The organism is Flavobacterium collinsii (genome assembly GCF_902804485.1).
Lineage (GTDB): Bacteria > Bacteroidota > Bacteroidia > Flavobacteriales > Flavobacteriaceae > Flavobacterium > Flavobacterium collinsii.
Window position 1 is genome coordinate 146,046 of the sequence record NZ_CADCST010000078.1, and the last position, 11,439, is coordinate 157,484.

General features: G+C 33.8%; 12 protein-coding genes. 5 read left to right on the top strand and 7 right to left on the bottom strand.

Annotated elements, in window-relative coordinates; all coding sequences use genetic code 11:
- Positions 1 to 92: 92 nt before the first annotated feature.
- From accB to pdxA, 5 genes are all read right to left on the bottom strand, one after another.
- The gene (gene accB, locus FLA105534_RS10250) at positions 93 to 581 is read right to left on the bottom strand and encodes an acetyl-CoA carboxylase biotin carboxyl carrier protein (protein ID WP_173966028.1); all 489 of its coding nucleotides are present in this window, start codon (positions 579 to 581) and stop codon (positions 93 to 95) included.
- 23 nt (positions 582 to 604) lie between these two features.
- Positions 605 to 1,603, bottom strand: coding sequence for a beta-ketoacyl-ACP synthase III (locus FLA105534_RS10255; RefSeq protein WP_173966029.1), 999 nt, complete (start codon positions 1,601 to 1,603; stop codon positions 605 to 607).
- A 173-nt stretch (positions 1,604 to 1,776) separates the two neighbouring features.
- Positions 1,777 to 1,971, bottom strand: a complete 195-nt coding sequence (gene rpmF, locus FLA105534_RS10260) for a 50S ribosomal protein L32 (protein WP_007137315.1) — start codon at positions 1,969 to 1,971, stop codon at positions 1,777 to 1,779.
- A 9-nt stretch (positions 1,972 to 1,980) separates the two neighbouring features.
- Positions 1,981 to 2,532 (bottom strand): YceD family protein, encoded by a 552-nt coding sequence (locus tag FLA105534_RS10265; RefSeq protein WP_173966030.1) that lies wholly within the window; start codon positions 2,530 to 2,532, stop codon positions 1,981 to 1,983.
- A 106-nt stretch (positions 2,533 to 2,638) separates the two neighbouring features.
- The gene (gene pdxA, locus FLA105534_RS10270; protein ID WP_173966031.1) at positions 2,639 to 3,688 is read right to left on the bottom strand and encodes a 4-hydroxythreonine-4-phosphate dehydrogenase PdxA; all 1,050 of its coding nucleotides are present in this window, start codon (positions 3,686 to 3,688) and stop codon (positions 2,639 to 2,641) included.
- 57 nt (positions 3,689 to 3,745) lie between these two features.
- Between pdxA and FLA105534_RS10275 the strand changes: the two genes are divergently transcribed.
- The gene (locus tag FLA105534_RS10275; protein ID WP_173966032.1) at positions 3,746 to 4,336 is read left to right on the top strand and encodes a riboflavin synthase; all 591 of its coding nucleotides are present in this window, start codon (positions 3,746 to 3,748) and stop codon (positions 4,334 to 4,336) included.
- Between the two features lie 33 nt (positions 4,337 to 4,369).
- On the opposite strand, the gene FLA105534_RS10280 is transcribed toward FLA105534_RS10275, so the two are convergent.
- Both FLA105534_RS10280 and FLA105534_RS10285 read right to left on the bottom strand, forming a co-directional pair.
- Positions 4,370 to 4,582, bottom strand: coding sequence for a hypothetical protein (locus FLA105534_RS10280; RefSeq protein WP_173966033.1), 213 nt, complete (start codon positions 4,580 to 4,582; stop codon positions 4,370 to 4,372).
- A gap of 745 nt (positions 4,583 to 5,327) precedes the next feature.
- A complete protein-coding gene (locus FLA105534_RS10285) occupies positions 5,328 to 5,918 on the bottom strand; it encodes an outer membrane beta-barrel protein (protein WP_173966034.1) in 591 nt (196 codons plus the stop codon).
- 138 nt (positions 5,919 to 6,056) lie between these two features.
- On the opposite strand from FLA105534_RS10285, the gene FLA105534_RS10290 reads away from it, so the two are divergent.
- From FLA105534_RS10290 to FLA105534_RS10305, 4 genes are all read left to right on the top strand, one after another.
- On the top strand, positions 6,057 to 6,638 hold the full coding sequence (locus FLA105534_RS10290) for an RNA polymerase sigma-70 factor (protein WP_173966035.1): 582 nt from the start codon (positions 6,057 to 6,059) through the stop codon (positions 6,636 to 6,638).
- Positions 6,639 to 6,640: 2 nt separating this feature from the next.
- Positions 6,641 to 7,597 (top strand): FecR family protein, encoded by a 957-nt coding sequence (locus FLA105534_RS10295; protein ID WP_173966036.1) that lies wholly within the window; start codon positions 6,641 to 6,643, stop codon positions 7,595 to 7,597.
- Entirely contained in the window at positions 7,587 to 10,082 is a 2,496-nt protein-coding gene (locus tag FLA105534_RS10300; protein WP_173966037.1) for a TonB-dependent receptor, read from the top strand. The genes FLA105534_RS10295 and FLA105534_RS10300 overlap by 11 nt, the downstream gene beginning before the upstream one ends.
- Before the next feature lie 544 nt (positions 10,083 to 10,626).
- Positions 10,627 to 11,439 (top strand): tyrosine-type recombinase/integrase (locus FLA105534_RS10305; protein ID WP_262888444.1); only part of this gene is annotated, 813 nt, incomplete at its 3' end.

An 11,439-nucleotide genomic window follows, 5' to 3' on the forward strand; every position in this document is an offset into this window, starting at 1 on the left:
TAATTAGACAATTTGATCATTAGATAATTTTAGATGTCTGTATTAATTCTGTCAGATCAATCTAAAATCTAAAATCTAAAATCTAAATTTATTTATGATGGATCAACTAAGAATAAAGGTTGGTCAAATTCTACAGGAGACATATCGTCAACAAGAATTTTTACAATTTTACCTGAAACTTCTGATTCGATTTCATTGAATAATTTCATTGCTTCAATTACACAAAGAACATCACCTTTTGCGATAGTGCTTCCAACCTCAGTAAATACTGGTTTGTCTGGAGATGGTTTTCTGTAAAAAGTTCCAATAATTGGAGATTTAATAGTAATGAATTTAGAATCTTCAACAGCAGCAGGCGCCTCTGCATTTACATTTACAACTACCGGAGCTGTTTGTTGAGGAGCAACTGCTTGTGGCAATGCAGCCTGAGCTGGCAATTGTTGTACGTAAGTAGCTTCAGTTACATTTGTTTCTAAAGTTGTTCTGATCGTGATTTTCACGTCATCCATTTCCAACTTTACTTCTGCAACTCCCGAATTTGCTACAAATTTGATTAGGTTTTGAATTTCTTTTAAATCCATAATGATTCGTTTTTAGTTTTGATTTATTTTTTATCGTATGCCCATTTTAGGTAAATAGATCCCCAAGTGAATCCTCCACCAAACGCAGCAAAAATAATATTATCTCCTTTTTTAAGCAAGTGTTCAAAGTCGCTTAATACTAATGGTAATGTAGCTGAAGTGGTATTACCATATCTTTCAATGTTCATCAATACTTTTGATTCTTCAAGATTCATTCTGCTTGCAGTAGCATCGATGATACGTTTGTTTGCCTGATGTGGTACTAACCAGTTCACGTCTTGATTGGTAAGATTGTTTCTTTGCAAAATCAATTCGCTGGCATCGGCCATATTTGTTACAGCATATTTAAAAACGGTTTTTCCGTCCTGAATAATATTGTGCTGTTTATTTTTTACGGTCTCTTCTGTAGTTGGTGTTAGAGAACCTCCGGCAGAAATTTTAAGAAAATCGCGTCCTACACCGTCGCTTCTTAAGTATTCATCTTGTAAGCCTAAGCCTTCATAATTGGGTTCGAATAAAACGGCTCCCGCTCCGTCACCAAAAATAATACAAGTTGCTCTGTCTGTATAATCTACAATTGACGACATTTTATCGGCACCAATTAATAATACTTTTTTGTATCTTCCTGACTGCACATAAGCTGCAGCAGTTGACATTCCGTATAAGAAACTTGAACATGCCGCTTGCAAATCGTAAGCAAATGCATTGGTAGCTCCAATTTCTGTTGCAACATAAACTCCGGTAGAGGCTACTGGCATATCTGCTGTAGCTGTTGCCATTATAATCATATCAATCTCTAACGGATCGATATTAGCTTTTGCTATTAAATCCTGTGCTGCTTTTATAGCAAGAAACGATGTTCCTTTATCAGCATCTTTTAAAATCCTTCTCTCTTTAATTCCGGTACGAGTAGTAATCCATTCGTCATTAGTTTCGACCATCGTTTCCAATACCTTGTTCGAAAGTACAAAGTCGGGAACGTAAGCTCCAACAGCGGTAATTGCGGCTGTGATTTTATTCATTATATTCTATTATTTCGTTTCAAATACAGTGTATTTGAAAAATTTTTAAAAGACTTGAAAATTACAAAAAAAAACGAAATTAATTTGTAGATATTTTCTTAAAAAAAGAAAATTATAACCAACAAAAAAAACTCTCACTATGTGAGAGTTCCAGTATCATTTACAAAAACGTATTAAGCAACCGCTACAGATTTATCGATAACAACTTGCCCTCTGTAATACATTTTACCTTCATGCCAGTAAGCTCTGTGGTATAAATGTGCTTCTCCAGTAATAGGACATGTAGCGATTTGAGCTACAGTAGCTTTATAATGTGTTCTTCTCTTATCTCTTCTTGTTTTCGAGATTTTTCTCTTAGGATGTGCCATTTTACTATATTATTTATCCGTTAATAGTTGCTTTAATTTGTCCCAACGCGGGTCAATATCTTCTTCTTTTTTACTCTCTTCTTTTTCTTCTTTTACTTCTTTTACTGTCAATTCATTTAGTTTCTTCAAGGCGTCAGTTTGCAAACTTCCGTCTTTTACTCCTGGATGAACTCGTTTTAGCGGTACCGAAAGTGCAATCATTTCATAAATGTATTGTGCTACATCTATTTCATGCTCTCCATGCGGCAAGATTAGAAGCTCTTCATTATCGTTATTGAATTCATCTCCAAAACGAACAATTAATTTCATTTTACCCTTTAATGGCAAATCAAAATCTTCGCTTGTTAGATCACATGGCACATTTACGGTCCCTTTGTGTTTGAATTCCAACTCTAACATGTTGCTTTTCTTATCTAAAACTAAACCTACTTTGATATCTGAACTTTGAAATTCATCGTAATCAAAGTTCGCAAAGAACGTGTTACTTATTTGATACTCAAAATGGTGTTTTCCTAGTTTTAATCCTATGAAAGGAATTAAAAAATCTTTTGTTTTGCTCATTTCAACATCAATTTGACCAATCAGTATCTAAAACTCAGATACCTGAATTGGGGTGCAAAGATATAAAATTATTATAAAACTAATAATCTTATTCACCTTTTTTTGTTTATAACTGTTTTTCTTTTATTTTGAGAGGTTTTTCAGTAATCTCCTCATACTGATTACGCGAGCGAAAAATATCTAATGCAAGATAAACCGCTTCTTTAAACGAGTTGAAATCAGCCATGTCTTTTCCAGCAATATCATAAGCCGTACCGTGATCTGGCGAGGTTCTCACCCTATTTAAACCTGCTGTATAATTCACCCCTTTTCCAAACGATAATGTTTTAAACGGAATCAATCCCTGATCGTGATAAGTCGCTACAATTGCATCGTACTTTTCATACTGACCGCTTCCAAAAAAACCATCTGCCGAAAATGGACCAAAAACCATCGTACCTTTTTCAAAAATCTTCTTTAGCGTTGGTTTCAAAATCAAATCTTCTTCTTTACCAATCACTCCACCATCACCACTATGCGGATTCAATCCTAAAACCGCTATCTTTGGCTTCACAATACTAAAATCCTGAATCAGAGACTTTCTGATCGTTTCAATTTTTCTAACGATCAACTCTTCTGTCAAATGCGAAGAAACTTGACTCAACGGTACATGATCCGTTAGCAAACCTACTCGCAAATTATCCTGAACCATCATCATCAAAGCATTTCCTTCCAACTCCTGATCTAAATAATCTGTATGTCCCGGAAATTTAAATTCTTCTGACTGAATATTGTATTTATTAATTGGCGCCGTTACCAAAACATCAATCAAACCTTCTTTTAAAGCTTTGGTCGCTGCAACAAATGATTTAATAGCATATTCGCCAATTTTTTCATCGTTTTTCCCCAAGTTAATATCAACCCCTTCTTTCCAAAGATTAAAAACATTGACTTTTCCAGGCAAAACCTGCTCTAACTTGTCTACACCATGAAACTGAACTGAGGATGTAAAACTCTTCTTAACAAAAGAAAGTATTTTGGCGTTTGCAAAAATAACCGGCGTACACATCTCCAACATGCGGGAATCTTCGAATGTTTTCAATATAACTTCGCTTCCAATACCGTTTAAATCTCCAATTGAAATTCCAACAATTATATTTTCTGCTTTTTTATTCATGAGCTCAGGTTATTTATTACTAATTTTGATGTGCAAATTTAGTAAAATAAAACAACAATGTTCACAGGAATTATAGAAACCCTAGGAAGGATTCACGAAATAAAAAAAGATCAAAACAATCTTCACATCACAGTTGACTCATCTATTACAAATGAATTAAAAATTGACCAAAGCGTTTCCCATAACGGAATCTGCCTTACAGTCGTAGCCATAAAAGATTCATTTTATACTGTAACCGCTATCGATGAGACTATTTTAAAAACAAATATCGGTGACTGGGAAGAAGGCGATATTGTAAATCTGGAAAGAGGAATGAAGCTTGGCGATCGTCTGGACGGACACATCGTACAGGGACACGTTGACCAAACCGGAACCTGTATCAAAATTGAAGAAGCACACGGAAGCTGGAATTACACTTTTGAATACGACAAAAACCTCAGCAATATTACCATCGAAAAAGGCTCTATTACGGTTAACGGAGTGAGTTTGACGGTTGTAAACTCAAAAACAAACGAATTTAGCGTTTCGATTATTCCGTATACTTTTGAGCACACCAATTTTAAAAATTTCAAAGTTGGAACCAAAATAAACCTTGAATTTGATGTTGTTGGAAAATACATCTCAAGACTTTACGCAATAAACAAGTAAGTATTAAAACCTGTTCATAAAAAAAGCTTCAATTTACATTGAAGCTTTTTTTATTTTATTTCTATATATCATTGTAATTCCTAAAACAACAGCAAATATTGCCAAAAAAAGTAAGTGATCATCTATTGGTACTATGTCCGGATCATTCCCATCATCTGGTGGCGGCGGTATGAATTGTGCCAAAGCACTAAAACCAGATAGTAAAGTCAGGCAAAATGTAAAAAAAACAGTCTTGATTATCTTCATAATTTCAACATGCTGCAACACAGCACGGTAGGTTGTTAAATTTATCTATTTTAATATAATTCGCACAAAAACAGGGGCTTACAACGAATTATTCGGCAAATGTATAAGTTTTTTGCAAAAACACAAGATTTAAAACAAAAAAAGAAAAACAAAAATAATACACTTATCCTGACACAGGAAAAACCCCCGAAAACATTAATTCTCACCGGTACTTACGTATATTTTTGTGGTTTAGATTTTTCTTTCTACAAATCCAAACTTCGATTTCAACAATAAACCTAACCTTAACACCTGAGAGTACAAAATCCATCTGAATGATTCACAATCTATTACTTCAAATAAAACCTCTATCGCTCCAAAATAACTTAAAGCAAAAAAAACCGTTTCGGATTGCGAAACGGTTTTTTCTAAATTGATTAAACGTTATTTATCTTTTTGTGCTTTTTCCAGATATTCTACTTTTTCTTACATTGAAAAGGCAATTAACGCAAATTGTTACGCATGGTTTCAATCACCGGATTTGTCTTGTAATTATACATTGCGTTCACTTTTTGTTCCCGATGGTTGAAACCATTGGCAATACTTCTACTTGCCCATATTTATGTACAATTTGTTTTTTTTGAGCAATCTTACCTTATTAACCTGATCCATTTTTCTTTAAAAAGTAAATGGCTAAATATTTAAACTATTTAGCCATTTATGAATGTTGCAAACAATCTATTTTCTTAGTCTAATAAATTATTACTTAAAATTTATAGTTTAGGCCTGCACTTACAATTCCTCTATATCCGAATCCGACTTCTGCAAACACACCAAGTTTTTTACCTACACGTATACCTGCAGGATTAACCTGAAAAGCAAAATCAGCAGCATTGTCTTTAACGGCAGCTCTATTAGGCTCTGTTTGTGTATATTTTTCCAGAACAACACCTGCAGCAGCTGAGCCATAAAAATCCAACCAATCTGTTTTTATGTAACTAAACGACAACGTTGGCATTACCATTAAATAGCGATTGGTTCTCTTACCAATAAATTTGTTATTTTTATCGGTTTGCTCGGTTTGTTCCTGCTGAAAAGCGATATCACCACCTACTCTTATTCGTTCGGTGATTTGATTTCTATAACCCAAGCCAAAATTCCCAGAAGATGTTGTCTTAGAATTTAGTTTTTGTCCCAGAATTGCGGAAGATAATGCATCTGAAAAACCATCTACAAAAGTCATTGGTATACCATCGCTATAGGTTAGATTTACTTCATGTTTACCGGTTTCTTGTGCTTTTACTACAGTTGTACCGAATGTTAAAAAAATTACGCATACAATAATTGACTTTTTCATTTGTTTTAATTACTTTATAGTTAATAAATTTAAATTTGTGGCAAGAATATCTTACACTGCCTTATTACTAATACGCCAAAAATCAAAATACCCCTATACGCTGCAATAAAAATTTAAAATCTCCCTACTTTTTATGATATGAATGAGGACCTAAAGCATTTTAAACAATTGTTCAGCGAGCTTTATCAGCCCTTATGCAATCATGCCTATAAATACCTTCAGGATAGAGACGAAAGTGAAGATGTGGTGCAGGAACTGATGATTAAAATATGGGAAACCCGCAAGGATTTACTATCTGAAAAGAGCCTTAAATATTATCTGTATATAGCAGTTAAGAATCGGTGCATATCTATTCTGAGAAAAAAAATCTATATGTTTGACATTGACGAAATGTCTGCCGATATTGCCGAAGAAATTCCCGAAACAAACCCCTTATCAGATGCTAACCAGCTTATAGAACAAGCATTTAATGGAATTCCACCAAAATGTCTTGAAATTTTCAAACTAAGTCGTATTGAAAAATTAAGCTATAAACAAATTGCAGAGAAATTAGAAATATCAGTAAAAACAGTAGAAAATCAGATGGGCAAAGCCATCAAACATATACGGGAGTTTGTCAAACAACATCCCAACCTAATTGCTTTCTTTAAAATATGGTATTTTAGTCATTACATAGTGGGGGTTTTAAAAGAATTTGTGTTTTATTTAAAAGAGGTTTAACCATGGACAACCAAGATATTAATGTATTACTAGCAAAGCATTTTTCAGGAGAAACGAAACCTGAGGAAGAAGCTGTGTTAATGAATTGGATAAAAAACAATCCTGATGAATACCTCTCGCTTAAGATTTTTTTTGCAGAAAGTCAGCCATTAGACTCCCCTCAGTTGTTTGAAACAGCTAATGCCTGGAACCGCATAGCACCAAATTTATCATCCACGAAGCCAACCGTATTTCAGTTGTACAAAAAATACCTATATGCAACAGCAGTTGCAGCCGTTTTCATTTTAATAAGTACGTTCGCTTTCTTGTATGCGAATGCCGAGATAACTATCCAGACAGCTAATGGACAGATAAAAAGTATCGAATTGAGCGATGGTTCTTTGGTTACTTTGAACGACAACTCGAGTATCACCTATAGAAGATTTCTATGGAACAACCGTACTGTCAGCTTAAATGGGGAAGCTTTCTTTGAAGTAAAACACGACGAGAGTAGGCCTTTTTCTGTAAATACAGGCACACTAGCCGTAAAAGTTTTAGGAACCTCTTTTGTTGTAAAAACAACAGAAAAAGAGAAATCGGTAGCAGTGATTACAGGAAAAGTCAAAGTTACCGCCACTCCTACCAGTCAAACAGTCGTTTTGGAGAAAAAGCAAGCAGTTCGTTACGCTTCCAGCAGATTAATTAAAAGTGAAAATGAAGATAAAAACTTACTCTCCTGGAAAACAAAGTCTCTTTCTTTCGAAAATACTCCACTTCAAAAAGCCTTTGAGGATATTGAAAATTGTTATCATATTAAAATACAGGTAGAAGGCAAAATCTCTGATTCCTGCACCGTTACCACAAATTTCAAGAACGAATCTATAAAAGAAATATTGGAAGAATTCCGTTTATTGTTTGGGCTTAGTTATACACAAAAAGGCAATACTATTTGGGTGAAAAACATATCGTGTGAAAAGTAATTCTCCCATAAATAACTGGTTAACAACTTCAGTCTATTTTGTACTTTTCTTTTGTGCCGGATCTGTACAAGCACAAAAAACAAGCTTACTGGAAAAAAAGATCACTATTCAAATAGAAAATGATAGTATCGGAGCTTATATTTCCACCATAATAGCACAAGGCGCAAATTTATCCCTAAGCAATAACAAACTCAATCTTGGTAAAAAGATAAAGATCGACAAAGGAACTTATAAATTAAAAACGCTTCTACATCTTCTTTTTGAAACAGAATCAGTAAAATTTCTTGAGAAAGATAATAAAATAATTATCTACACGGTTTCACGAGCTCCTGACCCATTTACTATTAGTGGGTTTGTTTATGCAGGCGACAGTAAAGAAGCACTACCCTACGCTACCGTACGAGTTTTAAACACAAACATTGCTGTTAATTGTAATGATTATGGCTACTATACGCTAACATTACCCGAAAACAAGTACATCATAAATGCGAGTTATACCGGTTTTACTTCACAAACAGATACGATACTGGTAAACAAAACCATTAAAAAAAACTTCAATCTTGAAATGGGACTATCCCTTGCTCCGGTTAAAGTTAAGTCATCCAAAAAACCTTTAAATGAGATTTCCAGCATAATCGATACGCAGCACGTTAACGCTCTTCCCTTTCTAATGGGGCAATCAGACCCGTTAAAACTTCTTACCTTAAAACCAGGCACCTACGGCACTTCTTTAAATGTAAGAGGAGGCTCAACTGACCAGAATCTGGTTTTATTAGATGGTGTTCCTATTTACAACTACAATCATTTTACGAGTTTGTTATCTATTTTCGATTCGCAGGCCATCAAACAAATAAGTTTTTACAAAGGCGGCTTTCCGGCTCGTTACGAAGGAAGGCTATCCTCGGTCATAGATGTTAAAACAAAAGATGGCGACATGCAGTCCTACCATGGGGCTGCTAATATTGGTTTGCTAACGGGCTCTGCAATGATTGAGGGCCCTATCATAAAAGACAAGATGTCCTTTATGATCAGTGCGAGAAGAAGCTGGATTGATGCTTTGACCAAAGCGATTTTTGATCAGGATATTAATTTTAAATACCGGATGTATGATGCCTATTTTAAAATTAACTATTTTATTGACTCGTCCAACAGACTCTACCTTGGTGCCTATACCGGCGGAGATCTTATTCGTGTAAATTTCTTTTCTTCCGAAGCACCTCAGCTTACCTGGACCAACAGGACACTTTCTTTGCGCTGGAACAGGGTATATAATCCCAGACTGTTTCAGAATTCGGTTCTACTGCTAAGCAACTATAATAATCAGTTTGCCAATGCAGATGAGGATGGAACCAGAAAGTTTCGTATTACAGATATAGGTATCGAAAACAACCTGAATTACCATTGGTCGTCATTCCTAAATAGTGCGATAGGCTTACGAATAAATATGACTAATTTTTCTAATAACACTATTGACCGTGATCAATTGATAAAGTCATTACATTTCAAAACCTATTGGGACAATGATATAACGCTGTCTGATAAAGTTCGAATAAAAGCGGGTCTTCATTATGCAACTTTTTTAACTAAAAACAAGGTTTATAATTCTTTTCAGCCCCGTACCAGTTTGGTCTACAAATACAACACTTCTAATAGTCTTTTTGCCTCCTATGCCATAATGGAACAGTTTTATCATCAAATTGCCCAGAACACCTATGCCTTACCCTCAGATTTACGCATGCCAAGTACAGATCAGTTACCTCCGGAAAAGGCTTTTATTTATGAAGCAGGCTATGAAAAAACTTTAAACAAAGGATACATCAGATTACAGTTTTACGAAAAAAAAGTATCCAATATTTTAATGTATCAACCCCTTTATGATGTTTCATATCAGGACAAAATACAATCCCCTCTAATCGGGTTTGGCAATTCAAGAGGCTTGGAACTTGAATTTTCTAAGCAGTTCAAAAAGTTTGATGTACAGGCATCGTATACCCTGAGCAAATCGACATTGCGATTCCCCACAATAAATAATGGTCAGACGTTTAATTCTCCAAACGATATTACCCATCAAATAAAAGGAGCTGTTACCTGGAATATTAATCAATCCTGGGTCCTATCCACTATGTTTAATTATAGTTCGGGTGTTTTAATCTCGGCACCAGATTCTTTTTCCTATAGCAATAAAAAAGACTCGTACCCAGTAGATTCAAACCAAAGCAATGAAATATCAAGACCTAACAACTACCGTTTACCGAGAAATTACAATGTAGATGTTGGCGTTTCAAGAACAAAAAAAACGAAATCCGGCAACCAAACCAGATTGTATTTTGGAGTTAACAATCTCGTAGGACAATCTCCACCGTTTATCATTGAAACCAGTTTAAGTAATGACACCTTTAATTTAGAACAGGTCAGAATGTTTAAATATTTTCCTTACGTTGGATATACTTATACTTTTGGAACGGGTAAAGAAAAATTAAACTAATTTCCGGAATCTCTGAAAAACAAGGCACAAAAAAAAGCCTCTACATCGCTGTAAAGGCTTTATTCTAGTAGTGGTCCCACCTGGGCTCGAACCAGGGACCACCTGATTATGAGTCAGGTTTAATTAATTTTATCATAGCCTATTTTTCATTACAACACCTAATTATCAACAAGTTATAAATTTAAATAATAATAATAAATCATTATTTCTTATTTTAATTGTATTTTTTTGTTCGTCAAATATTCGTCAAAACTATAACTAATATTTCTAATAATGGTATCATACAAATTTACACTAAAAGCAACACCAAATGTACAAGGTGAGTATTTTATCAATCTTGTATTAATCAAAGACAGAATAAATACGAGTTTATCAATCAAAAAAAAAATGCAAGCATGAAGATTGGTCATTTGAAACAGAACCCCTTAAAAAATCACACAAAGAATACAAGCAAATTAATGATCTGATTGAAAAATATTCGGGTCATATCAACAATATTATTCACGAATTTGAATTAGATGATACTCCATTCACCTTACAAGACATTGTAACAAAATTCAAAAAAGATTCAGGAAAACAGCAACCAGTAAGCTATACTACTTTTCACGAAAGTTTAATCGAAGAAATTAAAAATGCAGGAAAACTGTCAACCAGCAATATTGAAAAGGAAACCTTAAAATCGATTCAATTGTTTTTCAATAGAACAGAAATCACTTTTAGAGATTTATCAGTAGACTCAATCTATAAATATCAATCATTTTTAAATGGTAAGAACAACAGCCAAAGCACAATTGGAATAAGAATTCGTACTTTAAGAGCCGTTTTCAACAAAGCTATTAAACGTGAAATCATTCCTGCAACAATATATCCTTTTGATAAATTTAAAGTATCAAAAATTAAAGAAAGCGGTAAAAAAGAATATTTATCTGAAAAAGAACTTGAATTATTGAAAAATGCACAATTGCTAAAAAAAAATGACATTATTGCAAGAGATATGTTTTTGCTAAGTTTTTATGGGAGAGGAATTAATTTCATTGATTTAATGCAATTAAAAAAAACAGATTTATACAAAGAAACAATTACCTATAAAAGAAGTAAAATCGAGGTAATAGTAAATTTTAACATAAATAATTTCTGGAAACAGAAAATTGAAGAATATACTTCACCAGTCGATTCAATCTATTTGTTTAATATCGTTCATAATAATCAGAACTCCAAAATTTATATAAATAATAGAAAAAGAAAATATCTCAAAATTCATATAAACACACCTCTTAAAAAAATTATTACCGATTTAGACATTCAAAAGAAAATCACCTACTATTGCGCAAGGCATTCATTTGCCACGATTCTAAAG

Coding starts and splice junctions, on each gene's coding strand:
- accB (WP_173966028.1), bottom strand. CDS start 581: ATGGATTTAAAAGAAATTCAAAACCTAATCAAATTTGTAGCAAATTCG.
- FLA105534_RS10255 (WP_173966029.1), bottom strand. CDS start 1,603: ATGAATAAAATCACAGCCGCAATTACCGCTGTTGGAGCTTACGTTCCC.
- rpmF (WP_007137315.1), bottom strand. CDS start 1,971: ATGGCACATCCTAAGAGAAAAATCTCGAAAACAAGAAGAGATAAGAGA.
- FLA105534_RS10265 (WP_173966030.1), bottom strand. CDS start 2,532: ATGAGCAAAACAAAAGATTTTTTAATTCCTTTCATAGGATTAAAACTA.
- pdxA (WP_173966031.1), bottom strand. CDS start 3,688: ATGAATAAAAAAGCAGAAAATATAATTGTTGGAATTTCAATTGGAGAT.
- FLA105534_RS10275 (WP_173966032.1), top strand. CDS start 3,746: ATGTTCACAGGAATTATAGAAACCCTAGGAAGGATTCACGAAATAAAA.
- FLA105534_RS10280 (WP_173966033.1), bottom strand. CDS start 4,582: ATGAAGATAATCAAGACTGTTTTTTTTACATTTTGCCTGACTTTACTA.
- FLA105534_RS10285 (WP_173966034.1), bottom strand. CDS start 5,918: ATGAAAAAGTCAATTATTGTATGCGTAATTTTTTTAACATTCGGTACA.
- FLA105534_RS10290 (WP_173966035.1), top strand. CDS start 6,057: ATGAATGAGGACCTAAAGCATTTTAAACAATTGTTCAGCGAGCTTTAT.
- FLA105534_RS10295 (WP_173966036.1), top strand. CDS start 6,641: ATGGACAACCAAGATATTAATGTATTACTAGCAAAGCATTTTTCAGGA.